Here is a 25,016-nt window from a genome sequence, read left to right as displayed (position 1 = left end):
CCCGGGCCCTCGGCGCTCAACTGAGCTTCAACCGCGCTGGGCGTAAGCCTTGCCGTAATGCCTTTCCATCCGCGCCTGGATCAGTTCCAGGCCGATCGACAACAGCCAGTAGATGATCGCCGCGGTGCTGAGCATTTCGATGTAGCGGTAGCTGGAGCGGCCATAGGACTGGGCCAGGAACATCACTTCCCAGACGCCCATCACCGAGATCAGCGACGAATCCTTGAGCATCGAGATGAACTGGTTGGTGGCCGGCGGAATGATGGTGCGCATGGCTTGCGGCAGGGTCACGCGCCAGAAGATCACGCTGTCGCGCATGCCCAGCGCCAGGGAGGCCTCGCGCTGGCCGTGAGGCACGCCGAGGATGCCGGCGCGGAAGATCTCGCTGAGGTAGGCGCCGTAGTTCAGCGACAGGGCGATGATCCCCGCGGCGATGGCGCCCGGCACCACGCCCAGCTGCGGCAGGCCGAGGTAGATCAGCAGGATCTGGATCAACAGCGGCGTGCCGCGAAAGAACGAGGCGTAGAAGCTGGCGATGCCAAAGGCCACGGCGCTTTTCGACAGCCGGGCGAGGGCGGTGACGAAGCCCAGCAGCGACGACAGCGCGATCGAGCAGAGGCAGAGGAACAGGGTCAGCGCCGCGCCTTGCAGAAAGCCGTTGGGGGCCAGGGTCACCCCGAGCAGGTTGGGCAGTTTGTCGAGGATGATCGAGAACTTCAGGTCGAAGCTCAGGAAAAAACTGGCGAACAGGCCGAACAGCACCGCCCAGGTCAGGTACAGGCGGGTGCGGAAACCGAAGAGGCGTTTGAGCGGCGGCTCGGCCAGCGTTTGTGGTGGCCGAGGTGGTTGGGAAAAAGAAGTCATTGGCTGATGTCGGCGCCGATCCATTTCTGCGAGAGCTTGCTCAGGGTGCCGTCCTGCTTCAGCTGGGCGAACACTTCACGGACCTTGGCATGCCACTGGGCGTCGCCTTTCTCGATGGCCACCGAGTTGGGCTCGGCGTACAGCGGCTCGCCGGCGAGCTTGAAGCGCGGGTCCTGGGCCAGACGCGGCTGGGCGGTCACCAGGTTGGTGAGGATCGCGTCCAGGCGCACGCCAGCGCCCAGGCCGAGGTCCTGGAAGGCCACGTTGTCGGTGTCGTAGGGGGCGATCTGTACGTTGTCGAACGGGTACTGCAACCGGGTGTCCTCGGCGCCTTCGATCACCAGGTTCTTGTTCAGGTAGCTCTCGTAGCTGGAAGCGCTGGTCAGGCCGACCTTCTTGTCGCTCAGGTCCTTGGCACCGTGGATACGGTCGTCCTTGGCGTTGACCACGATCACCGCAGGCGAGGCGTAGTACTGCACCGGGAAGTCGAAGACTTCGGCGCGGGCCTTGCTCGGGGTCATGGAGCAGATGCAGATATCGTAGCGACCGCTCCAGCGGCCGGCGGCGATCACGTCCCAGGACGGTGTTTCCAGGCGCAGCTTCACCCCCAGCCTGTCAGCCACGGCTTTGGCCACGTCGACGTCGAAGCCGTCGAGCTGGTTCTGATCGTTGAGGAAGGAGAAGGGCGGGTAACTTTCCATCAGCACGCCCACCAACTCTTTTTTCTGTTCGATACGGTCCAGGGTAGCGCCGGCAAAGGCCTGGCTGGAGGCAGCGAGAATCGTCAGGCCGAGGGCCAGCAGCGGTTTGAAACTCATGGAAGTCCCGAGCAGAAAAAAGGTTGTTATTAACCGAATGGTGCGTATTAAATAGTTATAAGAACGACTCAGATAGTGAGTTATTTTCATAAGCATATGAGTAAAGAGCATATGGGCGCAGACAGCAGGGTAATTCTGGATGGCGGCATGGGTCGTGAACTGCAACGCCGCGGGGCGCCATTCAGGCAGCCTGAGTGGTCGGCGCTGGCCCTGAGTGAAGCGCCGCAGGCGGTGGAAGCGGTGCATGCGGCTTATATCGAAAGCGGTGCCAATGTCATCACCAGCAACAGCTACGCGGTGGTGCCGTTCCACATTGGCGAAGCACGGTTTGCCGCAGAGGGAGAGGCGCTGGCGGCCTTGGCCGGTGAGCTGGCGCGGCGAGCGGTCCAGGCTTCCGGCAAGCCGGTGCGGGTCGCCGGTTCGCTGCCGCCGCTGTTCGGCTCCTATCGCCCGGACTTGTTCGAGTCCGCTCGCGCCGCGGAGCTGCTGGCCCCGCTGGTCAACGGCCTGGCCCCGCATGTCGACCTGTGGCTGGCGGAAACCCAGAGTTCCACGGTCGAGGCGCGGGCGATCCATGCCGGCCTGCCCAAGGACGGCAAGGCCTTCTGGCTATCGTTCACCTTGCACGATGAGAACCCTGACGAGGTGCCGCGCTTGCGCTCCGGCGAGCCGGTGGCGGACGCGGCGGCGGTGGCCGCCGAACTGGGGGTGGAAACCCTGCTGTTCAACTGCAGCCAGCCGGAAGTGATAGGCGCGGCGATCGACGCGGCGCGGGTAACCTTCGAGCGGCTGGGGGTGAAGATCAATATCGGCGCCTATGCCAACGCCTTCCCGCCGCAGCCGAAAGAAGCCACGGCCAACGATGGCCTCGACCCGCTGCGCGAAGACCTCGACCCACCGGGCTACCTGCAGTGGGCGGCCGACTGGCGGCAACGCGGCGCCAGCCACCTGGGCGGTTGCTGCGGTATCGGGCCGGAGCACATTGCCGTGCTGGCGCAGAAGCTGGCTTAAAAGCATCGCGGGCAATCGAGCGTCGACCGGCCGCTCCTACAGGTTCAGCACCCGGCCTTGTAGGAGCGAGGCTTGCCCGCGATGACGTCAGATCAAACACCACGGGACAAGGGCGTTACCCCCGGCACTCCGCCAACCCTTTCAACTGCCCCGAACCGCTCTGGTTGTCCTCGCTCAACCAGCGCTCGAACCCGGCGCCGACCTTCGGCCACTCGGAATCGAGGATCGAATACCAGGCGGTATCGCGGTTCTGGCCCTTGACCACCATGTGCTGGCGGAACACCCCCTCGAAGCTGAAGCCCAGGCGCTCGGCCGCATAACGCGAGCGGGCGTTGGCGTTGTTGCACTTCCATTCCAGGCGGCGATAGCCCAGGGCGAAGGCTTCCTTGGCCAGCAGGTACACCGCTTCGGTGCTCTTCGGCGAACGCTGCATGGGCGCGCCGAAGGTGACGTGGCCGATCTCGATGCGGCCCTGGGCCGGGACGATCGACATCAGGCTGAGCAAGCCCTGCACCTGGCCGCTGGCCCGGTCGATCACGCTGAAGAAATACGGGTCGCTGTTGGCCGCATGGTTGTTCAGCCAGTCATTGAAGGCGCTGCGTTCGGTAAAGGGGCCGTAGGGCAGGTAGTCCCACAGTTTGGGGTCGGCGCCCGGGCCCTGGAAGGCTTGCCACAGGTCGTCGGCGTGGCGCGCCGGGTCGAGTTTTTCCAGGCGGATGAAGCGCCCTTCGAGCAGGGTGGTCGACGGTGGCGGCACGCCTTGCCAGTCAGCGAGTGAGGTCGGCATGGGAATCTCCTTGAACGCTTAAAGGGCTTTGCGAAATTGAATGAAACCCGGGCGTTCGGCAATCCGTTCGTAGAGCTGGATGGCGGTGGCATTGGTTTCGTGGGTCAGCCAGTGGACCTTGCAGCAGCCGTCGGCCTTGGCGGTGGCGTAGACGAATTCGATCAGTTGGCGACCGACGCCGGTGCCGCGTTGCTCCGGGATCACCAGTAGATCCTGCAGGTAGCAGGAATTCTCGATGCTCCAGTTGGAGCGGTGGTAGATGAAATGCACCATGCCCACCGCCTGCTCGCCGTCCCAGGCCAGGGCGGCGTGGGTCGGCTCGGCGGCATCGAGGAAGCGCTGCCAGGTGCTGCGGGTGACCGCGTCGGCCAACTCGGTGTCGTAGAACCGCAGGTAGGCCTGCCACAGCGGCAGCCAGGCTGCGTGATCATTGGCGGTGACGGGACGGATCTGGATCTGGCTCATGGCTGCTCCTGGCGCATCAGTTGGGAAATGCTCTGGTCATGGGGATCGACGCTGGCGGCCAATCCGTCGCGCACGCCGTCGATGTCGGCGGCGGTACGGTTCTGGCTGAGTTTGCGTTTGCCCTCCAGGCGCTGGATCGGCAGGGCGAAGCCGACGATGGCGCGCAGCATGCTGTCCATGAACTCGGCGGGGGCATCCTCGAATTTCCAGGGGCTGGCGCGGCCGGCTTCATGCTGGTTGGTCAGGGCGCTGACCACTTCGCGGATGCGCTGCGGCTCATGGAACACCTCGGCCACGCCATAGGCATGCACGCTCACGTAGTTCCAGGTCGGCACCACTTTGCCGTGCTCGGCCTTGCTCGGGTACAGCGACGGGCTGACGTAGGCCTCGGCGCCCTGGAAGATCAGCAGCGCCTCGGCGCCGTTGGCCAGTTCCTGCCATTGCGGGTTGGCCCTGGCCAGATGGCCGTAGAGGGTGCCGTACGGGCCCTGGTCCGGAGCGAACAACAGCGGCAGGTGATTGGCCTGCAGGCCGCGTTCCCCGTAGGTCACCAGGGTGGCCAGGCGGGTTTCGCCGATCAGTTGGTGCAGGGTGGGCAGGTCTTCTTCGGCGAAAGCGCGGGGTAGGTACATGGAAAAATATCCTTGGCGAATGGTTGCATCCTAGGCAGGCTATTGGTCTGTTGTAAGAGCCATCTTTGGTCATTTTCATAGGTCCATTTGGCCACTCCATTCCGCCGCTCAGGGGACAGGCCCATGAACAGCCCGACATTGCCGCTTTCCTTCAACCCCGCCGGTATCGAGCTGGACCGTGGGCAGGGGCTCAGCCGCCAGCTGTACCAGGCGTTGCGCCAGCGGGTGCTGGACGGCCGGCTGGCCAGCGGCACGCGCCTGCCGGCCAGTCGCGACCTGGCGGCGGCCCTGGAGATTTCCCGCAACAGCGTGGTGCGTGCCTACGACCAGCTGTACGCCGAAGGTTTTATCGAAGGCCGGGTCGGCGACGGCACCTATGTGGCGCAATTGCCCGAGAGCCGGTTGCCAATCAAAAAGGCGGTGAAAAATTTATCCACAAAAGTATCCACAGGGTTATCACCAGGCTTACCCACAGGGTTATCCACAAAAAGCGCGAATTTACCTGGGATTACATCCAGTAAAGTTATCCACAGCGAGGCGTTGGAGCGGGTCGAACAGCATCATTTGTCGACCCCGCAAAGCGGTCCGCCACGGGCTTTTCGGGTGGGGATTCCGGCCTTCGATCTGTTTCCGTTCGAGGTCTGGGCCAAGCTGAATGCGGCTTTCTGGCGCAAGCCGGATCTGGGCCAGCTGTGTTATGGCGATTCGGCCGGCGAAGAACGTCTGCGCGGGCTGATCGCGGCTTACCTGCGCAGTTCACGCGGCATGCAGTGCAGTGCTGAACAAATTGTGATCACCAGTGGTGCACAACAGGGCATAAGCCTTTGTGCACAGTTGCTGGTGAACCCTGGCGACGGTGTGGCAGTGGAAAACCCCGGCTATCGGGCGGCGGGGCATGCCTTCGCGATTGCCGGCGCACGCCTGCACGGGGTGGCGGTGGATAACGAGGGCTTCGACTGTGCAGCCCTGGCGGGTCTGAGCGATTGCCGCCTGGCCTATGTCACGCCGTCCCACCAGTACCCCACCGGGGTGACCCTGAGCCTGGCCCGGCGCCTGGAACTGCTGGCCTGGGCCGAGCGCAGCAATGGCTGGATAGTCGAGGACGACTATGACGGCGAGTACCGCTACAGCGGGGCGCCGCTGGCACCCTTGGCGGCCCTCGACCGCCAGGGTCGGGTGCTGTACGTCGGTACCTTCGGCAAGGTCGCGTTCCCGGCCTTGCGCCTGGGTTACCTGGTGTTGCCGCCGGCGCTGGTGCAGCCCTTCGCCCAGCGCCGGGCGGTGGATGTGCGCCACTCCGAGGTCAGCACCCAGGCGGTGATGGCCGAATTCATGGCCGCCGGGCATTTCCAGCGGCATATCCGGCGCATGCGCCGCGCCGCCTTGAGCCGGCGCGATGCCTTATTGGCCGGCTGGCCTGTGGATATCCCCGGAGTAGGCAAGTTGCCGAACGTGGCGGCGGGCCTGCACCTGACGATCCCGGTGGACAGCCTGGCCCGGGAGCAGGAACTGGTGGCGCAGGCCGCGGCGGTGGATGTCGAGATCAATGGCCTGAGCAACTACTGGCTGCCGGATTCACCGCTGCCGCAGGACCAGCGCGCGGGGCTGGTGCTGGGCTTCGCCGCGGTGCCCGAGGCCGCTATCGCCTGTGCCCTGGAGCGTCTGCGTCGGGCCTGGGGCGTGTGATGGCTATACTCGCGGCCATTGTCTTTGCCGAGAACCCTTATGAGCCTGACTCTTTCCGTGGCGCCCGAACGCAAGTTCGGTGCGCCCTTGTTCGCTTTGATCGCGCTGCTGGCCGGCGCTGTATTCCTGCAGGCCCAGGTCGGCTCGCGCCAGGTGTGGCTGTTGCTGCTGGGCGCGGCCCTGGGCCTGACCCTGTATCACGCGGCCTTTGGTTTCACTTCGGCCTGGCGGGTGTTCATCCGCGATCGTCGCGGCGCCGGCCTGCGGGCGCAGATGGTCATGCTGGCACTGGCGGTGCTGCTGTTCTTCCCGGCCCTGGGCGCGGGCAGTCTGTTCGGTTTGCCGGTCACGGGGCTGGTGGCGCCGGCCGGGGTCTCGGTGATTGTCGGCGCGTTCATCTTCGGTATCGGCATGCAACTGGGCGGCGGTTGTGCGTCCGGCACGCTGTTCACCGTGGGTGGCGGTAACGCGCGGATGCTGGTGACCCTGCTGTTTTTCATCTGCGGTTCGCTGATCGCCACCCACCATGTGGACTGGTGGTTTGCCTTGCCGTCGTTGCCGCCGGTTTCCATCGTGCAGCGCTTCGGTGTGGCGCCGGCGCTGGGGCTCAGCCTGGGGCTGTTCGCCTTGATTGCCCTGGTCACGGTGCGCCTGGAAAAGAGTCGCCACGGCGCCCTGGAAGCACCGGTCGACAGCGCGTACCAAGGCTGGCGCCGCGTGCTACGCGGGCCTTGGCCGCTGGTGTGGGGCGCGGTCGCCCTGGCCTTGCTGAACTTCGCCACCCTGGCCTTGGCCGGACGGCCCTGGGGCATCACCTCGGCGTTTGCCCTGTGGGGCGCCAAGATCGCCAGCGGGCTGGGGGTGGATGTCGGCAGCTGGGCGTTCTGGCAGGGCGCGGCGAACGCCAAGGCCCTGGCCGCGCCAGTGTGGCAGGACATCACCAGCGTGATGGATATCGGCATCGTCTTCGGCGCCTTGCTGGCGGCGGGCCTGGCCGGACGTTTCGCGCCGAGCCTGAAGATTCCTGCGCGTTCGCTGGTGGCGGCGGTGATCGGTGGTTTGCTGCTGGGCTACGGTTCGCGCCTGGCCTACGGTTGCAACATCGGCGCCTACTTCAGCGGCATCGCGTCCGGCAGCCTGCACGGCTGGTTGTGGCTGGTGGCGGCCTTTATCGGCAACGGCGTGGGCGTGCGCCTGCGGCCGTGGTTCTTTGCCGAGGAACGCCAGCCGCAAGGGCTGACGGGGTGTTGAATCGACCTTGAGCTTCTAGCTTCTGTAGGAGCGAGGCTTGCCCGCGATGAACGATAACGCGGTGTAGCCGATACACCGCGGCGTCCCTATCGCGGGCAAGCCTCGCTCCTACAGACAGGCGCCGGGCGATCAGGTCCCGGCCTTGATCTTGGTCCAGGCCCGGGTCCGTGCCCGTTCCGCGTTGCGGGGTAGCGGCTGCAAGGTGTACAGCGTGCTCATCGCTGCGTCGGTCGGGTACAGGTTGGGGTTGTTGCGGATCGCCGGATCGACCCGCTCGGTGGCGTCCTTGTTCGGGTTCGGGTAGCCGACGAAGTCGCTGACCGGGGCGATCACCTTGGGTTGCAGCAGGTAGTTGATGAAGGTGTAGGCATCGTCCGGGTTCTTCGCGCCTTTGGGGATCGCCAGCATGTCGAACCAGATCGGCGCCCCTTCCTTGGGCAGGCGCATGTCCACCACCACCCCGTTCTTGGCTTCCTTGGCGCGGTTGGCGGCCTGGGAGAAGCTGCCGGAATACCCCACCGCCACGCAGATGTCGCCGTTGGCGATGTCGGCCATGTACTTGGATGAATGGAAGTAGGTGACGTAGGGGCGGATCTTCAGCAGCAGCGCTTCGGCCTTGGCGTAGTCCGCCGGCTGCTTGCTGTTGGGGTCCAGGCCCAGGTGCTGCAGGGCTAGCGGCAGGATCTCCGACGGCGAGTCGAGCAGGGCCACGCCGCACTGCTTGAGCTTGCTGATGTTCTCTTCCTTGAAGATCAGGTCCCAGCTGTCCACCGGCGCGTTCTCGCCGAGGGCGGCCTTGACCTTGGCCGGGTTGAAGCCGATCAGGATGGTGCCGTACATGTAGGGCACGGCGAACTTATTGCCCGGGTCGTTGGCTTCGATCAGCTTCATCAGCTTGGGATCGAGGTGGTTCCAGTTCGGCAGCTTGCTGCGGTCCAGCGGCTGGAACACCCCGGCCTCGATCTGCTTGGCGAGGAACACGTTGGACGGCACCACCACGTCGTAGCCGGAGTTGCCGGTCAGCAGTTTGGCCTCCAGCGCCTCGTTGGTGTCGAAGATGTCGTAGATCAGCTTGACCTGGCTGTTCTCGGCCTTGAAGTCTTCCAGGGCCTTGGGGGTGATGTAGTCGAACCAGTTGTAGACGCGCAGGGTGCGTTCTTCGGCCTGTGCGGCACCGCCCAGCAGCGCCGCGCAGAGCGCGGGCGCGATGTAGCTTTTGAGCCTGTTCATGTTGCGGGTTTCCTTCACTGGGCGCTTTGAAAGCCTTCGAGAACGTTCACGGCATTGATGCCGATTTCTTCCACCGCATAACCGCCTTCCATGACGAACAGCGTCGGCGTGCCCAGGGCGGCAATGCGTTGCCCCATGGCCAGGTAGTCCGGGCTGTCGAGCTTGAACTGCGAGATCGGGTCGTCCTTGAAGGTGTCCACACCCAGCGACACCACCACGATGTCGGCGCCATAACGGCGGATTTCCTCACAGGCCTGTTCCAGCGCCGCGCTCCAGCTGTCCCAGCCGCTGCCGGCGGGCAACGGGTAGTTGAAGTTGAAGCCAACGCCTTCGCCTTCGCCGAGCTCGTCCGCATAGCCCAGGAAGAACGGGAATTCGGCTTCCGGGTGGCCATGGATCGAGGTGAACAGCACGTCGTTGCGCGCGTAGAAAATCGACTGGGTGCCGTTGCCGTGGTGGTAATCGACGTCGAGGATCGCGACCTTCTTGTGGCCCTGGTCAAGGAAGGCCTGGGCGGCGATGGCCGCGTTGTTCAGGTAGCAGTAGCCGCCCATCAGGTCGCCGGCGGCGTGGTGTCCCGGTGGCCGGCACAGGGCGAAGGCACTGCGCGCGCCGCGCTGGATCACCGCCTGGGCGGTCAGGGCGACTTGCGCGGCGCTGTAGGCTGCCTGCCAGGTGCCGGCGGTGATCGGCGCGCCGCCGTCGAAGCTGTAGTAGCCAAGCTGGCCGTGCAGGCTGGTGGGGATCACGCTGCGCAGGGTGCGCGCCGGCCAGGTGTAGGGCAGCAGGTCGCCGTCGATGCCCTGGGCCGCCCAGCGGTCCCAGGCGCCCTTGAAAAAGTCCAGGTAGGCGCGGCTGTGGATGCGTTCGATCGGCCCCAGGCCGAAGTCCCTGGGCGCCTCGACCGGGCCCAGGTTGCGATATTTCACGCGGTCCAGCACATGGTCGGCGCGCGACGGCATTTCGAAGCAGGGCATCAGTTGCCCGTCGATCAGTTCGCAGCGGCCGTGGTGCAGGTGGTGATCGTCCGAGTAGATCGTCAGCATTTCTTGTTCTCCGCAGGCTGGTTCGGTGCTCACAGTCTTGCGGCGCCGGGCCTTTTGGAGAACGGCAGGAGCGGCCAAAAGGGGATCGATATGGCCAAAACCTGTGTCCGCAATTCGCCCCTTGAAGCAGCACGGCGCCCCATTGCGGGGCGCCAGCGGGTTCAGCTTGCGGACGGTACTTGAATGAAGCGCTGCAGCACCTGGAGCATGTCCTCGCGTTTTTTCCGGGCAATGATATCCAACAGCAGGACGCGACCCTTTTTCTCGCAACGCTGGCCGACATCGGGATCGGCGCCTTTTTCCAGCAGCAGGGTGAACATGTCCAGGGTCTCCTGCTGGCTGACAGTGGGCGACTTGTCGTCGGCGGAGATCTTGTCGGCGACGAACATCAGCAGGCTCTGGCCCATGGGCTGGTCATGGCAGGTGCCACGACCGTAGCTCAGGTTGAGGTTGGCGCCGGCATCTATCAGCAGCCTCATGGCCGCGTAATTGTTGCCCCAGAAGGCCCGGTACAGTGCGGTTTCGTTGTCATTCACGGTCCGCAGTTCGAGGTCCTGCGGGTGTTGCAGCAGCCAGGTGAAGCCTTCGAGGTTGCGTGGCTGTTCGGCCAGTTGCATCAGCGGGGTGTAGCCCCGGCTGTTTTGCTCGTCGATGGCGACGCCGGCTTCCAGCAGGAACTTCAGGCGCCCGCCCTGGTTCAGGTCGGGGCTGTCCTTGAGGTCGCGCTCCATGGCCTGCAGGGCCAGGGTGGTCCATTTGTACTGGCCGCTGGTATGGGCGCCGTGGGCCAGCAGCAGTCGGGCGATCTCCAGGTTTGGCGCGTCCAGGGCGTGCAGCAGCGCGCTGCGCCCGTCATCAGCCATGACTTCGCCGCTGACGCCACCGGCCAGCAAGCGCCGGACTTCGGCGTCGTCGCCCGCGTCCACGGCGGCCACCAGCGGCCAGAAGCCCTGGCACGCCTGTGGGTTGGCGGACTTCAGGCCCAAACGCTGCAATACCCGCGGCGGCACGCTCAATTGGCGTTGCAGGCGCATGCCGCAATACAGCCGATAGCGTTCGATGGCGCGGCCCTGGTGGATGTTGTCCAGCGGCCGTTGTTCGAATTGAGCCCAGTCCAGGTCGGCCAGGTTGAGGTAGGTCGGCATGCGCCCGGGTTCCCGGCGCAGCACCTCCAGCAGCCAGGGGCGGGCGGTTTTCAACTGGCCGGCCTCACTGGTCCAGTAGGCGATATCGTTGAGCAGGCCCGGGTACTCGCTGCGGTCCTGGGCGATGGTGCGAAAGTCATGGGCGGCGAAGAAACCTTCCACCTGGCGGATGCCCGGCGCCTTGTCCTTGGCTTTGCGCAGTTGCTCGTGGAGCTCGCGGAACTGGGTCCAGACGTCGTCCGCCGTGGCCGGTGGCGAATAGGCATTGAAGGTGATCGGCCCCGTACCGCTGCTGAAGGGGCGGAACCACTGGGGAAAGCGCTGCAGGGCATACAACCACTGTTGCTCGATCTCGCTACCGATCGGTTGCAATGGGGTGAAGTCCATCTGGGTCAGGTCGCGGCGGTGACTGATGGCCAGCATCGGCTGTTGTGGATAACGTTGGTCGATCAACAGATAACGTTGGCTGAGCTGCCAGTCCGGGCTGATGCAGTTGAAGCTCAAGGGCGTCAGGCTCAGCCCGACTTCGAGTTGATTGCTGGGCGGCCAGTTGTCCGAGACCTGGATCGGGTCGTCCGGCGAGACGCAGGCCCGCAGTTCCTCGGGGCTGAACAGCGGCAAGGGCGGCGACTTGTAGATGCGCTGCTGGTACTGCGCGTCCTGATAGGCGTTGAGATAGAACAGCCCGCGGTACTGGCTGAGCACGATCCGCGCCGGAAGCTGCGCAAGGCCGGGCAGGGGGAACGGCTTGATCTGCAGGGTGGCGGTTTCCGGTTCGTCCAGGACAATGCCGCGGGAGACTTGCCACCATTTGATCTTGGCCAGGTCCAGGTCGAATGCCTGGGCGGCGGGTGCGACAGCGAGCATCAACAGTGTCAGGCAGACCCCGTAAAAGCGGTTGTGCCTGGCAACAGCGCCTGTGAAGAGTTTCAAGATTGCAGTCCCTTGCCGGTATGAAAGGCCGGCAATGTAATGCAATCGGCGGCTTTATGCCGGGGTTTGTGTCAGGGCCGGAACTGGCTGGGGGCGACGCCGCTCCAGCGCACGAAGGCATGGCGGAAGCTTGCGGTTTCGCTGAAGCCCAGGGCCTCGGCGATGCGGTAGATCGGCAAGTCGTCCTCGCAGAGCATTTGCTTGGCCCGCTCGAAGCGCAGCTCGTCGAGCAGTTCCTGATAGCTGCAACCCAGGTCCTTGAGGTGCCGGCGCAGGGTGCGGGCCGAGCAGTTCATCTGTTCGGCCAGGCCTTCCAGGCCCGGCGCGGCGTCCAGTTGCGCCGCCAGCAGCTGGCGGATGCGTCCCAGCCAGGCCTGGCGCCCGGTGAATTCGGTGTTCTGCTTGCGGCAGCGTTCGGCCATGGCCTGGTGGGTGATGGCGTCCGCCAGGGGCAGCGGCTGCTCGAGCCAGCGCCGGTCGAAGGCGAAGGCATTGGAGACCGCATCGAATTGCAGCGGGCAGTCGAAGCGCTCGGCGTAGCGGCTCTGGTAATCGGGCGCGGGGTAGTCGAAGCGGGCGCCGCGCAAGGGCAGCGGATGGCTCAGCAGGTCGTCGCAGATGACCTTCAGCGACACCAGGCAGAACTCGATATTGAAGGTCGCCAGCGCCGGGTTCTCGCGGTAATCCGCGGCGGTCAGCCAGATCAGCTCGCCGTCCGCTTCCAGGCTCAGCTCGAAAAGTGTTCCCAACAGCGCCGGATAACGCAGCGCCAGGCGCAAAGCGTCACCTAAGGTGGCACTGGTGAGCAGGGCATAACCGAGCATGCCGTAGCTGGAAACGTGCATGCGCCGGCCCAGCTCCAGGCCGATATCCCGTTGCAGGGCCACGGCGTTGGCGCACACCAGCATTTCCTGGTTGGTGGTGATGCGGGTGTCGGCGCGGCTCAGGTCGGCGGCGTTGATGCCGCTGCCAGCCAGCAGCGCTTCGCTGTCCTGGCCCTGGTCCTTGAAGGTATTGAGCACCAGCGAGACGGCGTTGAGGGTGGTGAGGTGGGAATGCAGCATGTCCGTTTCCAGCCCGGGGGATGCTGAAAACGGAGCAATTTGTATGCCGCGCCTGCGGCGAACGCCAATGATGGTGTGGGGCAGTTGTTGGATCGCCGCGTTGCGGCTATCGCGAGCAAGCTCGCTCCTACAAAGGGCTGTGGAGCTTCTGTAGGAGCGAGCTTGCTCGCGATTACGGTGAACGATGACGCGTTGTCAGCTCAGCTCACCGCACAGGTCCAGCTCCACCAGGCGCCGCACTTCGGCGGTGTCCAGGCCGGCGCCGAGCAGGGCGTTGAGCTTGCCGAACGCCGCTTCGCGGGTCATGCCGCCGCCGGACAGTACGCCGACGCCGCGCAGGCGGCTGCCGGCTTCGTAGATGTCCAGCTCCACGCCGCCTTCATGGCATTGGGTGATGGCCACCACCACGATGCCCTGTTCCCGGGCGCGTTGCAGGCTGGCCAGGAACTGCGGGTTGTCGCTCGGCCCGGTGCCGCTGCCGAAGCACTCCAGCACCAGCGCCTGGAGGCCGCTGCCCAGCAGGGCGTCGAGCTGTTCGGCGGCGATCCCCGGCACCAGCGGCAATACGCCGACCCTGGCCAGTTGCTTGCCCTGGCGGTAATCCAGCTGCGGCGGAATCGACGTCGCCTTGGCTGCGCCGCCCTGGCGCTGCAAGGCCGCGAACGGATGACGGCCGAAGCTGCGGATTTTCGCGCAACGGGTCGGCGCCAGCAGTTCGCCGTGGAAGTACAGGTGCACGCCCGGGGCCAGGCCCTGGCCGAGGGCGACCAGCGCGCCGCCGAGGTTTTCCCAGGCATCGCTGTCGGTCACGCCGGCCGGCAGCATCGAGCCGGTGAACACTACACGGGCATGCAGGCCCAGCAGTTGGAAGCTCATGGCCGCGGCGCTGTAGGCCAGGGTGTCGGTGCCGTGCAGGATCAGCACGCTGTCGCAGCCCTGCACGTCGACCGCATCGACCACGGCTTCGCGCAGGCGCTGCCAGTAGGCGGGGGTCATGTTGGCGCTGTCGATCAGCGGCGCCATTTCGCGAAAGCGCCAGTTGGGCACCTCCAGCTCGGGCTGGCTGTGCAGGTAGTCGCGCATCCGCGCCTCGAAACCCGAGGCCGGGGCCAGGCCATGGGCGCTGGCCTGCATGCCGATGGTGCCGCCGGTGTAGAGCACCATGACGTTCTGCGCGGCAGGATAGGTGTTGGCATTCATTGGGGAGTCTCCGGAACGATGACAGCGTGCGGTCGAGCATGACGCCGACCGCAGGGAGTGTCACGTCGGGCGCAAGACATGCGCCCGGTTTTTACCCGATCAGCGTTGCGCTGCGGGAATGCCTTGCGGCTGAGCGTCAGCCTTGACAGCAACCGACGGGCTGGTCGGCCAGGCCTTCAGGTCCAGGTCCAGATCGGGAAATTTGCTGGAGTCGAACACAGGCTGGTCGACGCCGGCGCGGCGCTGCTCGTCGTAGTCGCGCATTACGCGCAGGCCGACCTTGAACAGCATGGCCAGGGCCACCAGGTTGACGAAGGCCAGGCAGGTCATGGTGATGTCGGCGAAGGCGAACACGGTCGAAAGGTCCTGCATCGAACCCCAGACCACCAGCGCCAGCACCAGGCCGCGGAAAGTCATCAGCGCAGCGCGGTTGCGGGTGAGGAACTGCAGGCTGTTCTCGCCCAGGTAGTAGTTGTAGAGGATGCAAGTGAAGACGAACAGCGACAGCGCGACGCTGACGAACATGCGGCCCCAGTCACCGACCACGGCGGCCAGCGAGTTCTGGGTCAGGACGATGCCGTCACCTTCGAAGCCCGGGGTGTAGAAGCCCGACAGCAGGATCAGCAGCGCGGTGCAGGTGCAGATCACGAAGGTGTCGAGGAACACGCTGAAGGCCTGGACCACACCTTGGGCGCCGGGGTGCTTCACGGCGGCCACGGCGGCGACGTTCGGCGCACTGCCCAGGCCCGCTTCGTTGGCGAACACGCCACGCTTCACGCCCATGATGATGGCGCTGCCGAGCAGGCCGCCGAAGGCCGGGTCGAGACCGAAGGCGCTCTTGAAGATGGTTTCCAGCATGGCTGGCACGTGTTCGATCTGGGTGCCGATCACGTACAGGGTCACGCCGATATAGGCCAGGGTCTTGATCGGTACCAACAGGTCGGACACCGAGGCGATGCGCTTGATGCCGCCGATGAAGGTGATGGCCAGCAGCACTGCCAGGACGATACCGGTGTGTTGCGGGTCAAAAGCAAAGGCGTTCTGCAGCGAGTGGGTCACGGTGTAGGACTGCAGGCCAATGAAGGCGAAGCCGTAGGTGACCAGCAGCAGGATCGAGAACACCACCGCCATGCCTTTGAGCTTGAGGCCGTGCTGGATGTAGTAAGCCGGGCCGCCACGGTACAGGCCGTCGCCATCGGCGCGCTTGTAGACCTGGGCCAGGGTGCATTCGAAGAAGCTGCTGGACATGCCGACCAGTGCGGTCACCCACATCCAGAACACCGCACCCGGACCACCGAGGGTCACGGCGATGCCGACACCGGCGATGTTGCCTGCACCGACGCGGCCGGCAAGGCTGAGCATCAGGGCCTGGAACGAGCTGAGTTGTCCGGCGCTGCCTTTGAGGCTGTCGCGGAACACCGCGAACATGTGGAAGAAGTGGCGCAATTGAACGAAACGCGAGCGGATCGTGAAGTAGCTACCGAGCCCGACAATGAGCACGATCAGTACTTTCCCTGAGAGGAAGTCGTTGATGACTTCGAGCATGGAGTATTCCTCGCTGTTTTTTGTAAAGGCAGAAGCTGGGCGGTCCGAAACATCGCGTTACACACCGTCGCGCAGGCAGCACGACAGGTGGGGCGAGTGTTCGTCCCGGTTCCAATTCGCGGGTTGTTATTAGTTCGGGTTCCCCGTGAGGTTGAGCCTCGTTACCGACGGCTGCCCACGTGAAGAGGGGGCGCACTATACCGGTGCGCGCGCCTGCCGTCTGCATGTTGCGTGTCGAGCCGAGGAACGGCAGGCGGGGAAAGGGGCTGAATCGGTTCTTGCGCGAGCGCCTCGGCGCGCTTTCGCAGGCGCGGCCGATGGGCTGTGATGGGGGGCGACGATGATGCGGTGGGGCTGTTGGAGCGCCGCTTTGCGGCTATCGCGAGCCTGCGAAACGGTTGCAAAACCTGCCAGTGCGATTCGGCCGATGTGCTGCAGCGCCTGGATTACGGTCCCTGCGGTACCGATCGCAGCCTCGCAAGCTCGGCAACGGCTACGCAGCGGTTACATACCGTTCATGCAGCCTGTGCCTGGCAACGATTACGTAGCGATTACGTAACGGTTACATAGCTATTACGTAGCGGGCTAAGGTCCAGCAGATGGGGCTGAACCCGATGTCCCTGTTCGGATGAGGGCGGCAATCCAGCGGTTTGGGCAAAGCCCGGCCGCTCGCCGCTCAGGCTGGAAACTGCGGTACATGCTGTTCCACCCACTCGAACAGGCGCTCATCGAGCTGCGGCCGGTAACGGTTGTAGGCGTCCTGGTGGTTGTTGAAGAGCGGGTCCTGATTGACTCGTATGGCCAGCGCGCTAGGGCTGTCGCTCGCGGCATGGCTCGCCCTCAGGTGTTTCTGTCGCTGGTCGGCCTGTTCCAGGGTGTCCGCCAGGGCATCCAGTTGCAGGTGCCGGAATTGGGCGATGACCTGGGGCAGGTGAAAGTGCAGGGCACTGTCAAAGCCTTCCCAGCCCTCAAAGGCCAGCCACTCGTGGAGCACCATGAAGCAGCGCGGCGCCGGTGCCAGTCGTTCCAGCTGTTCGAAGGCCAGCCAGTACTGTCGTTGTAGCTGCTCGGCGACTTCTATGGCCTGGGCGATCAGGTCCAGGGCCCGGCCCTTGTCTCGGTGATGTTTACGCAGGATGCGCTGGGTCAGGGTGAAGCGCGCTTCTTCAATAGCGCTCAAGGCGCGGCCCAGGTCATAACCGGCGTTGTGCAGCGGCTCCCGGACTTGCTCCAGGGGCAGCCCGGACTTACTCGCCAGCACCTGCAGCAGCTCGTTCTTGTAGTGCTCGGCAGCCTGCTGGGGGTTGCCTGCGCAGCGTTCGAGCAAGGTCTGGGCATGGCGCAGGCCCACGGGGATCAAGCTGCGCAGTTGCTGTATGGCCTGGAATTGCGTCGGGTCCATCGACGGCGGTGCCTCGGTGTCTGATTGGGCGGGAGGCCGATTATCCTCCGCGTTGGGGGAGTGTGCTTGTTTGAAGCGAGTGGTTTGCCAGGTAAGGAAAACGGCCTGCCGAGACCGTTGAGTCGGTTTGCCAGGCAGATTGTACTGTCAGGTTTTGCGGCCCCTGCGGTGCCGATCGCAGCCTCGCAGGCTCGGCAGCGGCTACGGGTCAATGTCGATCCAGGATCGATGGTGTCGCGGGTTGTGATCGGTCGGAGGGATGCGGCGATCTTAATGCTGATGACGCTCGTTGGTGTAGCCGCTGCCGCAGGCTGCGATCGGCTTGGGCGGCACTCCGACGAAGCGGGCGTGGCGATTTCAAGGGCAAAGAGCATCGATGGAAACGGCCTGCCGTTTTCCAGCAGGCAAAAAAAAGGGCTTGGAGAAGAATCTCCAAGCCCTCAAAAGGTGAGAGGTGTCTAGTCCCTCGACCTGGTGAGCGGTGCCCTGTGGCCAGGGCGGGCGTTGGTCAGGCTTTGAGCGGGACCAGACGCGGGGCAATCATGTTTTCCGGGCGCAGGATGTCGGCGAGCATGGCGTCGTCGAGCAAGCCTTCTTCACGCACCAGTTCCAGTACGCCGCGGCCGCTTTCCAGGGCGATGCGGGCGATACGGGTGGCGTTTTCATAGCCGATGTACGGGTTCAGCGCGGTGACCAGGCCGATCGAGTGCTCGACCAGTTCGCGGCAGCGCTGCTCGTTGGCGGTGATGCCGGTGATGCAGTGCTCGCGCAGCATGTCCATGGCGCGTTGCAGCAGGCGGATCGAGTCGAAGATCTTGAAGGCGATCAGCGGCTCCATCACGTTCAGTTGCAGCTGGCCGCCTTCGGCCGCGATGGTCAGGGCCAGGTCGTTGCCGATGATCTGGAACGCCACCTGGTTGACCGCTTCCGGGATCACCGGGTTGACCTTGCCGGGCATGATCGAGCTGCCTGGCTGACGCGCTGGCAGGTTGATCTCGTTGATCCCGGTGCGTGGGCCGCTGGACAGCAGGCGCAGATCGTTGCAGATCTTCGACAGCTTGACCGCGGTGCGCTTGAGCATGCCGGAGAACAGCACGAAGGCGCCCATGTCGGAGGTGGCTTCGATCAGGTCGGCGGCCGGTACCAGCGGCTGGCCGCTGATGGTGGCCAGGCGCTGAACGGCCAGGGCCTGGTAACGCGGGTCGGCGTTGATGCCGGTACCGATGGCGGTACCGCCCAGGTTCACTTCGGTCAGCACTTCAGGCGCCAGGGTCTTCAGGCGGGCCAGGTCTTCGCTCAGGGTGGTGGCGAAGGCACGGAACTCTTGACCCAGGGTCATTGGCACGGCGTCTTGCAGCTGGGTACGACCCATCTTCAGGACGTGGCTGAATTCTTCACCCTTGGCGGCGAACGACTGGATCAGGCTGTCGAGGCTGGCCAGCAGCGCGTCGTGGCCCAGCAGCAGACCCAGGCGGATCGCGGTCGGGTAGGCGTCGTTGGTCGACTGCGCCATATTCACGTCGTTGTTCGGGTGCAGGTACTGGTATTCGCCCTTGCTGTGGCCCATGGCCTCCAGCGCGATGTTGGCGATGACTTCGTTGGCATTCATGTTGGTCGAAGTGCCAGCGCCGCCTTGAATCATGTCCACCACGAATTCTTCGTGGAAATCGCCGCGGATCAGACGAGCACAGGCTTCGCTGATGGCAGCGTGCTTGGCTTCGCTCAGGTGACCCAGCTCGCGGTTGGCGTCAGCAGCTGCCTGCTTGACCATTGCCAGGGCCACGACCAGTTTTGGGTAGTGCGAAATCGGAACGCCGGAGAGGCGGAAGTTGTTCACCGCTCGCAGGGTCTGGATGCCGTAATACGCTTGAGCAGGTACTTCGAGTACGCCAAGCAGGTCTTTTTCTGTGCGGAAAGATGCAGCGGAGGACATGATAGAAATCATCTCGATATGGACCCGGTCTGTGCCGGAACGCTGCGAATCCTAGGCCTGTGGGAAAATTTGGGCCAATGCTGTTAAACACTGGCCTATGCATAAACGGCATAATGCCCATGTGACGCCGCTTGCATGGCAAGCGTGTGACCTAAAATGGTGCGCTCCCCGGGAGGACGTGATGAATCTGGAAAGCAAATGGCTCGAGGACTTCAGTGCCCTGGCTGCCACCCGCAGCTTCTCGCAGGCCGCCGAACGGCGCTTCGTGACCCAGCCGGCCTTCAGCCGGCGGATCCGCAGCCTGGAAGCAGCGCTGGGGCTGACCCTGGTCAACCGCTCGCGCACGCCGATCGAACTGACGGCGGCGGGGCAGTTGTTCCTGGTGACCGCGCGCACGGTGGTCGAGCAACTGGGTGAAGTGCTGCGGCACTTGCATCACCTCGAAGGCGGGCAGGGCGAAGTGATGCAGGTCGCCGCGGCGCACTCCCTGGCCCTGGGCTTCTTCCCGCGCTGGATCGCCCAACTGCGTAACGAAGGTCTGAACATCGCCACGCGGCTGGTGGCGACCAACGTCGGCGACGCCGTGCATGCCCTGCGCGAAGGCGGCTGCGACCTGATGCTGGCCTTCTACGACCCGGATTCGGCGATGCAGATGGACCCGGAAATTTTTCCTTCGCTGCACCTGGGGCAGACCGAGATGCTGCCGGTGTGCGCGGCGGATGCCGCCGGCAAGCCGTTGTTCGACCTGGAAGGCGAGGCCAGCGTGCCGCTGCTGGCGTACAGCGCCGGGGCGTTTCTCGGGCGTTCGGTGAACCAGTTGCTGCGCCAGCGCAACCTGCGGTTCACCACGGTGTATGAAACCGCCATGGCCGACAGCCTCAAGAGCATGGCCCTGGAAGGCCTGGGGATTGCCTGGGTGCCGCACCTGAGCGTGCGCGCCGAACTGGCCCGCGGCGAACTGGTGGTCTGCGGCGGCGCGCAATGGCATGTGCCGCTGGAGATCCGCCTGTACCGCTGCGCCCTGGTGCGCAAGGCCAACGTCCGGTTGCTGTGGCGCAAGCTGGAAGGTGGCGCGGCGCAGGGCACAGGCAACACCTGACCTGTAGCCGCTGCCGAAGGCTGCGCTCGCTCTGGGCGGCACTCCGTCGCAGGGTGCGCAAAACCTGGCGACGCGGTCTGTCTGAAGGATTGGGAATACCGCCTTTGCGCCGGCTTCGCCGTCGATCGCAGCCTGCGGCAGCGGCTACAGGAATCTGGCAACGATCCTGGCCCATGCTGACTGACCCCGAAGTCAATAAAACCGCCGCTTTGCGCCTGAAACATGGTGTATGACAGATGGTCGGCAAAAGTGCGTTTAGCTCACCTTTTTCGGTATACTGCGCGGCCTTCGGCCGGTTCGTCCGGTCACGTTTCGAGTTCAGAACTCGCCGAGCGAAGGTCAGGCAAGGCAAAAACAAGCGAGGAAGCGGAGTTGACGTCAGTCAATGAGCATTCCGAGTTTGTTTTTAACGCAGCCTGATCGAGCGTAGGCAGTTCTGGACCGAAACTAATTCGTACAACAAGCCACGCATACTGCGTGGCTTGTTGTTTTTTGACGCGCCTGCGGGCGCCCAGAGAGAAGAGGCACGACGATGAGTGCACTGGTTGGCGTGATCATGGGCTCCAAGTCCGATTGGTCCACCCTTAGCCACACCGCCGATATGCTGGAAAAGCTCGGCATCCCTTACGAGGTGAAAGTGGTCTCTGCCCACCGCACCCCGGACCTGCTGTTCCAGTACGCCGAAGAGGCTGAATCGCGTGGCATCGAGGTGATCATCGCCGGTGCCGGTGGCGCGGCCCACCTGCCAGGCATGTGTGCGGCCAAGACCCACCTGCCGGTGCTGGGCGTTCCGGTGCAGTCGTCGATGCTCTCGGGCGTGGACTCGCTGCTCTCCATCGTGCAGATGCCCGCGGGCATTCCGGTCGCCACCCTGGCCATCGGCAAGGCCGGCGCGATCAACGCCGCGCTGCTGTCGGCGAGCATCCTCGGCGCCAAGCATCCGCAATTTCATACCGTGCTGAAAAAATTCCGCGCTGAGCAGACAGACAGCGTCCTGGACAATCCAGACCCACGCGTCGCCTGAGGTTTTTGACGATGAAGATCGGTGTAATCGGTGGCGGCCAGCTGGGTCGCATGTTGGCTCTGGCGGGCACTCCGCTGGGGATGAACTTCGCTTTCCTCGACCCGGCGCCAGATGCCTGTGCCGCTGCCCTGGGCGAACACCTGCGAGCCGATTACGGCGATCAGGATCACCTGCGCCAGCTGGCTGACGAAGTGGACCTGGTGACCTTCGAGTTCGAAAGCGTGCCGGCGGAAACCGTGGCCTTCCTGTCGCAGTTCGTCCCGGTCTACCCGAGCGCCGAAGCCCTGCGCATCGCTCGCGATCGCTGGTTCGAGAAGAGCATGTTCAAGGACCTGGGGATTCCCACCCCGGCGTTCGCCGACATCCAGTCGCAAGCCGACCTGGAAGCCGCCGTGGCCAGCATCGGCCTGCCGGCCGTGCTGAAAACCCGCACCCTGGGTTACGACGGCAAGGGCCAGAAAGTCCTGCGCGGCCCTGAAGACGTGGCCGGCACCTTTGCCGAGCTGGGCAGCGTGGCCTGCCTGCTGGAGGGCTTCGTGCCGTTCACCGGCGAAGTCTCGCTGATCGCCGTGCGCGCCCGCGATGGCGAAACCCGTTTCTACCCGCTGGTGCATAACACCCACCACAGCGGCATCCTCAAGCTGTCCGTGGCCAGCAGCGATCACCCGCTGCAGGCCCTGGCCGAAGACTATTCCAGCCGCGTGCTCAAGCAGCTGGACTATGTCGGTGTGATGGCGTTCGAGTTCTTTGAAGTCGACGGTGGCCTCAAGGCCAACGAGATCGCACCGCGGGTGCACAACTCCGGGCACTGGACCACCGAAGGCGCCGAGTGCAGCCAGTTCGAAAACCACCTGCGGGCCGTCGCCGGCCTGCCGCTGGGTTCGACCGCCAAGGTCGGCGAGAGCGCGATGATCAACTTCATCGGCGAAGTGCCGGCGGTGGAGAAGGTCATCGCCATCGACGATTGCCACCTGCATCACTACGGCAAGGCCTTCAAGGTCGGGCGCAAGGTCGGTCACGCCAACTTGCGCTGCAAGGACAAGGCGACCCTCGAGGCGCAGATCCTCAAGGTCGAGGCGCTGATCGCCGAATAACTTCCTGGGGCTGCGGTGGAACCAATCGGGGCCGCCGTTCTCTGATGGCAGGATGCCAATGCGCTAACTAGGCTTTGGCATACCTAACTCATACAGAGGGAAATGCCATGGGAATTATTGGAACCATCTTTATCGGCTTGATCGTTGGCCTGCTGGCTCGCTTCCTGAAACCGGGCGATGACAGCATGGGCTGGATCATGACCATCCTGCTCGGTATCGGCGGTTCGCTGGCAGCCACCTACGGCGGCCAGGCCCTGGGCATCTACCAGGCGGGCCAGGGCGCGGGCTTCATCGGCGCGCTGGTTGGCGCGGTCGTGCTGCTGGTGATCTACGGCCTGGTCAAAAAGAACTGATTTAGCGACAAAGCCCTCTCTGCTGCGCAGGTAGAGAGGGCTAGAATGCCCGGCGTTGTCTTGTCCCTTTCTTGCCGAGCTCCTCCATGCGCCGTCTTCTGTTGACTCTTGTTCTGCTGGGCTCAGGCCTGGCCCATGCCGGCGAACTGCCGGAAACCGACTGGCTCGAACTGATGCCCAAGTCGGACCAGAAAGCCCTCGAGCAAATGCCGGAAATCGATCACAACTCCCCCGAAGCCAATGGCACCTTTACCGAAAAGGGCGGCCTGAAGCAGAGCAAGGGGTTGCCGGCGGTGATGTATTCGACCAAGACCGTGCCGGCCATGAACGGCAAGGACATCCGCATAGGGGGGTATCCGGTGCCGCTGGAGTCCGACGCCAAGGGGCGCAGCACCCTGTTTTTCCTCGTGCCTTACCCGGGCGCCTGCATCCATGTGCCGCCACCGCCGCCCAACCAGCTGGTGCTGGTGCGTTTCCCCAAGGGCGTGAAGCTGGACGATATCTACACGCCGCTGTGGGTGACCGGCCACCTGAAGATCGAGACGGTCAGCAACGACCTGGCCGACGCGGCCTATGCGCTGGATGCACAGAAAGTGCGGGTGGTGCAGGAGTCGGATTTGTAAGGCGCAATACTTGCTTCTGTAGGAGCGAAGCTTGCTCGCGATGGACGTCAACGATTACGCGGTTTCACTGAATCAATGTGGGTCATTCATCGCGAGCAATCGAGCCTCGACCCGACTGCTCGCGCAGAAAGAACCCGACGTTACAGCGGCACGCTGGTAACGCTCACACCCAGGGTATGACTGGCGCCCGGCGCCAGGGTCACCACGTCATCCATCACGTTGGCGGTCTCGATGCACAGCATGCGTTGCCAGCCATCGTTGGCCATGTCGCTGAACTGCTCGGCGCGGGCGATCCACGGGTTCCAGATCACCGCCGAGCGCGAGCCGTTGCTGGTCAGCTGGATGCGTCGCTCCCAGGCCGGGTCGACGATGCTCAGCTGTGGTGGTGGATCGAGGTAGATGCGGTCGGTCTCGCCGGTGAAATGCAGGTCGCCGGACTGCTGCCGGGTCTTCCAGTCATCCAGGGTCTCGATGTAGTTCAGGCCATCCAGCCCTTCGACATGCACCTTGCGCACATCGCTGACCGCGAAGTAGCTGTGCAGCGCCTGGCTGATGGTGACGCTGTCGTCGCCCAGGTTGTGGCTGGTGAGGTTGATGTGCAGCTGGTCGTCGAGACGGATGCTCAGCTTCAGCTCGACCTGATGCGGCCAGCCTGGCAGCCCACCTTCGGGGATCGGCAGTTGCAGTTCCACCAGCAGGCTTTCGCCTTCGCTCTGGATGCCCAGCAGTTCCCAGTCGGTGGCGCGGACCAGGCCGTGGGCTCCGGCTGGCTCGCTGCTCTGGCGCATGGCCTGGACGCTTTGCGGGTTGCGCGCGAAATTGCCAAACCACGGCCAGCACACCGGAACGCCGGCGCGAATGCTTTTGCCGGTCTTGAACACGGCCTCGTCGTTGAGCCAGATCAGCGGCGGTTGCCCGGCCAATTGATAGCTGAGGATGTGCGCGCCTTGCTGGGCCACCAGCAGTTCGGCCTGACCGTGGCGGATGCGCCAGCAGTTCAGTTCATCCAGTTTCACCGTTTCAACGTGAGGGGTAGGCATGGTGCTGTTCTCGTTCAAAAGCAGGGCTGCTATGGACCACGTAACAGCCGCCGGGTTTAACCCTCGCCGAATTTAGCGGGCTCTGGGCGGAACCGAGCGGGTGCGGCCGCTGCCGTCGATGGCAACGAACACGAACACCGCCTCGGTGACCTTGCGCCATTCGCTGGACAACGGATCGTCGCTCCAGACCTCGACCATCATCTGGATCGAGCTGCGTCCGATTTCCAGGGTCTGGGTATAAAAGGAAAGCTGCGCGCCGACCGCTACCGGCACCAGGAATGCCATGCGGTCGATGGCGACGGTGGCGACACGTCCGCCGGCCACGCGACTGGCCATTGCGGTGCCCGCCAGATCCATCTGGGCCACCAGCCAGCCGCCGAAAATATCGCCAAAGCCGTTGGTTTCGCGGGGAAGCGCGGTGATTTGCAGGGCCAGGTCGCCTTGCGGGATCGGATCTTCTTGTTCGAGCTCTATCATGCCGGGGGTGCCTCTGACCCGTGACTCTTCATTGGTACTTCAGGTGAATAGCCGTCTTGAGGAAAAACGATTCAGCCCGAACATACTACGTTCGTCACGTTCTTCGTAAGGCGTACTAAAGGGAAACTCTGCGAAACCGGCTGGCCGAGTCGGCGCCTGGGGCGCCCAGCGGCGTTTTCGCACAGCAACCCTTGCCGGGGCGGCTTTGCTCCAATGCCTGCGAGTATATCGGTCGACAGGCTCCGCGACGACCATCCGGTTCTGATTTTGACTGTCAATTGTGCACATCTATGT

The 25,016-nt window shown here is 64.2% G+C and carries 24 protein-coding genes; 9 read left to right on the top strand and 15 right to left on the bottom strand.

What is annotated here, in order from left to right; translation table 11 throughout:
• Positions 1–27: 27 nt before the first annotated feature.
• A complete protein-coding gene (locus DK261_RS20285) occupies positions 28–864 on the bottom strand; it encodes an amino acid ABC transporter permease (RefSeq protein WP_028683631.1) in 837 nt (278 codons plus the stop codon).
• On the bottom strand, positions 861–1,682 hold the full coding sequence (locus DK261_RS20280; protein WP_110176224.1) for an ABC transporter substrate-binding protein: 822 nt from the start codon (positions 1,680–1,682) through the stop codon (positions 861–863). The genes DK261_RS20285 and DK261_RS20280 overlap by 4 nt, the downstream gene beginning before the upstream one ends.
• A 111-nt stretch (positions 1,683–1,793) precedes the next feature.
• On the opposite strand from DK261_RS20280, the gene DK261_RS20275 reads away from it, so the two are divergent.
• Positions 1,794–2,693, top strand: a complete 900-nt coding sequence (locus DK261_RS20275; protein ID WP_110176223.1) for a homocysteine S-methyltransferase family protein — start codon at positions 1,794–1,796, stop codon at positions 2,691–2,693.
• 115 nt (positions 2,694–2,808) lie between these two features.
• Here the strand turns inward: DK261_RS20275 and DK261_RS20270 are convergent, their stop codons facing one another.
• The 3 genes from DK261_RS20270 to DK261_RS20260 are packed head-to-tail and all read right to left on the bottom strand — an operon-like array spanning position 2,809 to position 4,577.
• Entirely contained in the window at positions 2,809–3,480 is a 672-nt protein-coding gene (locus DK261_RS20270) for a GNAT family N-acetyltransferase (RefSeq protein WP_038574605.1), read from the bottom strand.
• 18 nt (positions 3,481–3,498) lie between these two features.
• On the bottom strand, positions 3,499–3,945 hold the full coding sequence (locus DK261_RS20265; protein WP_009051622.1) for a GNAT family N-acetyltransferase: 447 nt from the start codon (positions 3,943–3,945) through the stop codon (positions 3,499–3,501).
• Positions 3,942–4,577 (bottom strand): FMN-binding negative transcriptional regulator, encoded by a 636-nt coding sequence (locus tag DK261_RS20260; protein ID WP_110176222.1) that lies wholly within the window; start codon positions 4,575–4,577, stop codon positions 3,942–3,944. The genes DK261_RS20265 and DK261_RS20260 overlap by 4 nt, the downstream gene beginning before the upstream one ends.
• 123 nt (positions 4,578–4,700) lie before the next feature.
• Here DK261_RS20260 and DK261_RS20255 point away from each other — a divergent pair, with 123 nt between their 5' ends.
• Positions 4,701–6,263, top strand: coding sequence for a PLP-dependent aminotransferase family protein (locus tag DK261_RS20255; protein WP_110176221.1), 1,563 nt, complete (start codon positions 4,701–4,703; stop codon positions 6,261–6,263).
• Positions 6,264–6,302: 39 nt separating this feature from the next.
• The gene (locus DK261_RS20250; protein ID WP_110176220.1) at positions 6,303–7,514 is read left to right on the top strand and encodes a YeeE/YedE family protein; all 1,212 of its coding nucleotides are present in this window, start codon (positions 6,303–6,305) and stop codon (positions 7,512–7,514) included.
• 129 nt (positions 7,515–7,643) lie between these two features.
• Here DK261_RS20250 and DK261_RS20245 read toward each other — a convergent pair whose 3' ends face one another.
• The 7 genes from DK261_RS20245 to DK261_RS20215 all read right to left on the bottom strand — a co-directional run bounded on the left by DK261_RS20245 (position 7,644) and on the right by DK261_RS20215 (position 17,079).
• Positions 7,644–8,744, bottom strand: coding sequence for a polyamine ABC transporter substrate-binding protein (locus tag DK261_RS20245; protein ID WP_110176219.1), 1,101 nt, complete (start codon positions 8,742–8,744; stop codon positions 7,644–7,646).
• A 14-nt stretch (positions 8,745–8,758) separates the two neighbouring features.
• Positions 8,759–9,790 (bottom strand): histone deacetylase family protein, encoded by a 1,032-nt coding sequence (locus DK261_RS20240; RefSeq protein WP_016704011.1) that lies wholly within the window; start codon positions 9,788–9,790, stop codon positions 8,759–8,761.
• Positions 9,791–9,951: 161 nt separating this feature from the next.
• The gene (locus DK261_RS20235; protein WP_110176218.1) at positions 9,952–11,868 is read right to left on the bottom strand and encodes an ankyrin repeat domain-containing protein; all 1,917 of its coding nucleotides are present in this window, start codon (positions 11,866–11,868) and stop codon (positions 9,952–9,954) included.
• A 71-nt stretch (positions 11,869–11,939) separates the two neighbouring features.
• On the bottom strand, positions 11,940–12,932 hold the full coding sequence (locus tag DK261_RS20230; RefSeq protein ID WP_110176217.1) for an AraC family transcriptional regulator: 993 nt from the start codon (positions 12,930–12,932) through the stop codon (positions 11,940–11,942).
• Between the two features lie 195 nt (positions 12,933–13,127).
• Positions 13,128–14,132, bottom strand: a complete 1,005-nt coding sequence (locus tag DK261_RS20225) for an asparaginase (protein WP_110176216.1) — start codon at positions 14,130–14,132, stop codon at positions 13,128–13,130.
• A gap of 99 nt (positions 14,133–14,231) precedes the next feature.
• Positions 14,232–15,677 carry a sodium:alanine symporter family protein gene (locus tag DK261_RS20220; protein WP_016704014.1) on the bottom strand — a complete coding sequence of 482 codons (1,446 nt, stop codon included), beginning with the start codon at positions 15,675–15,677 and terminating at the stop codon, positions 14,232–14,234.
• Between the two features lie 676 nt (positions 15,678–16,353).
• Positions 16,354–17,079 carry a hypothetical protein gene (locus DK261_RS20215; RefSeq protein WP_110176215.1) on the bottom strand — a complete coding sequence of 242 codons (726 nt, stop codon included), beginning with the start codon at positions 17,077–17,079 and terminating at the stop codon, positions 16,354–16,356.
• A gap of 66 nt (positions 17,080–17,145) precedes the next feature.
• Between DK261_RS20215 and DK261_RS33065 the strand changes: the two genes are divergently transcribed.
• A complete protein-coding gene (locus DK261_RS33065; RefSeq protein ID WP_158286943.1) occupies positions 17,146–17,541 on the top strand; it encodes a hypothetical protein in 396 nt (131 codons plus the stop codon).
• Positions 17,542–17,587: 46 nt separating this feature from the next.
• Here the strand turns inward: DK261_RS33065 and aspA are convergent, their stop codons facing one another.
• Positions 17,588–19,012, bottom strand: a complete 1,425-nt coding sequence (gene aspA / locus DK261_RS20205; RefSeq protein WP_007928510.1) for an aspartate ammonia-lyase — start codon at positions 19,010–19,012, stop codon at positions 17,588–17,590.
• 181 nt (positions 19,013–19,193) lie between these two features.
• Between aspA and DK261_RS20200 the strand changes: the two genes are divergently transcribed.
• The 5 genes from DK261_RS20200 to DK261_RS20175 all read left to right on the top strand — a co-directional run bounded on the left by DK261_RS20200 (position 19,194) and on the right by DK261_RS20175 (position 23,205).
• Positions 19,194–20,111, top strand: a complete 918-nt coding sequence (locus DK261_RS20200; RefSeq protein ID WP_009041373.1) for a LysR substrate-binding domain-containing protein — start codon at positions 19,194–19,196, stop codon at positions 20,109–20,111.
• 532 nt (positions 20,112–20,643) lie between these two features.
• Positions 20,644–21,135, top strand: coding sequence for a 5-(carboxyamino)imidazole ribonucleotide mutase (purE, locus tag DK261_RS20190; RefSeq protein ID WP_009051611.1), 492 nt, complete (start codon positions 20,644–20,646; stop codon positions 21,133–21,135).
• A gap of 11 nt (positions 21,136–21,146) precedes the next feature.
• Positions 21,147–22,229, top strand: a complete 1,083-nt coding sequence (locus DK261_RS20185) for a 5-(carboxyamino)imidazole ribonucleotide synthase (RefSeq protein WP_016703122.1) — start codon at positions 21,147–21,149, stop codon at positions 22,227–22,229.
• 107 nt (positions 22,230–22,336) lie between these two features.
• Positions 22,337–22,582: a GlsB/YeaQ/YmgE family stress response membrane protein gene (locus DK261_RS20180; RefSeq protein WP_007928514.1), complete on the top strand. Its 246-nt coding sequence runs from the start codon at positions 22,337–22,339 to the stop codon at positions 22,580–22,582.
• Between the two features lie 86 nt (positions 22,583–22,668).
• Entirely contained in the window at positions 22,669–23,205 is a 537-nt protein-coding gene (locus tag DK261_RS20175; protein WP_009051609.1) for a DUF3299 domain-containing protein, read from the top strand.
• Positions 23,206–23,345: 140 nt separating this feature from the next.
• On the opposite strand, the gene DK261_RS20170 is transcribed toward DK261_RS20175, so the two are convergent.
• Both DK261_RS20170 and DK261_RS20165 read right to left on the bottom strand, forming a co-directional pair.
• Entirely contained in the window at positions 23,346–24,245 is a 900-nt protein-coding gene (locus tag DK261_RS20170) for a D-hexose-6-phosphate mutarotase (RefSeq protein WP_110176212.1), read from the bottom strand.
• Positions 24,246–24,317: 72 nt separating this feature from the next.
• The gene (locus DK261_RS20165; RefSeq protein ID WP_003229628.1) at positions 24,318–24,722 is read right to left on the bottom strand and encodes an acyl-CoA thioesterase; all 405 of its coding nucleotides are present in this window, start codon (positions 24,720–24,722) and stop codon (positions 24,318–24,320) included.
• Positions 24,723–25,016: the final 294 nt, after the last annotated feature.

It is taken from the genome of Pseudomonas sp. RW409, from assembly GCF_003184125.1.
In the GTDB taxonomy this organism is placed as follows: Bacteria; Pseudomonadota; Gammaproteobacteria; order Pseudomonadales; family Pseudomonadaceae; genus Aquipseudomonas; species Aquipseudomonas chlororaphis_I.
Note: the sequence above shows the minus strand (reverse complement) of the source record. Positions and strands in the feature narration are given on the sequence as shown.

What these genes read in the sequence shown, in the direction of transcription:
- DK261_RS20285 (WP_028683631.1), bottom strand. Translation starts at nt 864, where the DNA reads ATGACTTCTTTTTCCCAACCACCTCGGCCACCACAAACGCTGGCCGAG.
- DK261_RS20280 (WP_110176224.1), bottom strand. Translation starts at nt 1,682, where the DNA reads ATGAGTTTCAAACCGCTGCTGGCCCTCGGCCTGACGATTCTCGCTGCC.
- DK261_RS20275 (WP_110176223.1), top strand. Translation starts at nt 1,794, where the DNA reads ATGGGCGCAGACAGCAGGGTAATTCTGGATGGCGGCATGGGTCGTGAA.
- DK261_RS20270 (WP_038574605.1), bottom strand. Translation starts at nt 3,480, where the DNA reads ATGCCGACCTCACTCGCTGACTGGCAAGGCGTGCCGCCACCGTCGACC.
- DK261_RS20265 (WP_009051622.1), bottom strand. Translation starts at nt 3,945, where the DNA reads ATGAGCCAGATCCAGATCCGTCCCGTCACCGCCAATGATCACGCAGCC.
- DK261_RS20260 (WP_110176222.1), bottom strand. Translation starts at nt 4,577, where the DNA reads ATGTACCTACCCCGCGCTTTCGCCGAAGAAGACCTGCCCACCCTGCAC.
- DK261_RS20255 (WP_110176221.1), top strand. Translation starts at nt 4,701, where the DNA reads ATGAACAGCCCGACATTGCCGCTTTCCTTCAACCCCGCCGGTATCGAG.
- DK261_RS20250 (WP_110176220.1), top strand. Translation starts at nt 6,303, where the DNA reads ATGAGCCTGACTCTTTCCGTGGCGCCCGAACGCAAGTTCGGTGCGCCC.
- DK261_RS20245 (WP_110176219.1), bottom strand. Translation starts at nt 8,744, where the DNA reads ATGAACAGGCTCAAAAGCTACATCGCGCCCGCGCTCTGCGCGGCGCTG.
- DK261_RS20240 (WP_016704011.1), bottom strand. Translation starts at nt 9,790, where the DNA reads ATGCTGACGATCTACTCGGACGATCACCACCTGCACCACGGCCGCTGC.
- DK261_RS20230 (WP_110176217.1), bottom strand. Translation starts at nt 12,932, where the DNA reads ATGCTGCATTCCCACCTCACCACCCTCAACGCCGTCTCGCTGGTGCTC.
- DK261_RS20225 (WP_110176216.1), bottom strand. Translation starts at nt 14,132, where the DNA reads ATGAATGCCAACACCTATCCTGCCGCGCAGAACGTCATGGTGCTCTAC.
- DK261_RS20220 (WP_016704014.1), bottom strand. Translation starts at nt 15,677, where the DNA reads ATGCTCGAAGTCATCAACGACTTCCTCTCAGGGAAAGTACTGATCGTG.
- DK261_RS20215 (WP_110176215.1), bottom strand. Translation starts at nt 17,079, where the DNA reads ATGGACCCGACGCAATTCCAGGCCATACAGCAACTGCGCAGCTTGATC.
- aspA (WP_007928510.1), bottom strand. Translation starts at nt 19,012, where the DNA reads ATGTCCTCCGCTGCATCTTTCCGCACAGAAAAAGACCTGCTTGGCGTA.
- DK261_RS20200 (WP_009041373.1), top strand. Translation starts at nt 19,194, where the DNA reads ATGAATCTGGAAAGCAAATGGCTCGAGGACTTCAGTGCCCTGGCTGCC.
- purE (WP_009051611.1), top strand. Translation starts at nt 20,644, where the DNA reads ATGAGTGCACTGGTTGGCGTGATCATGGGCTCCAAGTCCGATTGGTCC.
- DK261_RS20185 (WP_016703122.1), top strand. Translation starts at nt 21,147, where the DNA reads ATGAAGATCGGTGTAATCGGTGGCGGCCAGCTGGGTCGCATGTTGGCT.
- DK261_RS20180 (WP_007928514.1), top strand. Translation starts at nt 22,337, where the DNA reads ATGGGAATTATTGGAACCATCTTTATCGGCTTGATCGTTGGCCTGCTG.
- DK261_RS20175 (WP_009051609.1), top strand. Translation starts at nt 22,669, where the DNA reads ATGCGCCGTCTTCTGTTGACTCTTGTTCTGCTGGGCTCAGGCCTGGCC.
- DK261_RS20170 (WP_110176212.1), bottom strand. Translation starts at nt 24,245, where the DNA reads ATGCCTACCCCTCACGTTGAAACGGTGAAACTGGATGAACTGAACTGC.
- DK261_RS20165 (WP_003229628.1), bottom strand. Translation starts at nt 24,722, where the DNA reads ATGATAGAGCTCGAACAAGAAGATCCGATCCCGCAAGGCGACCTGGCC.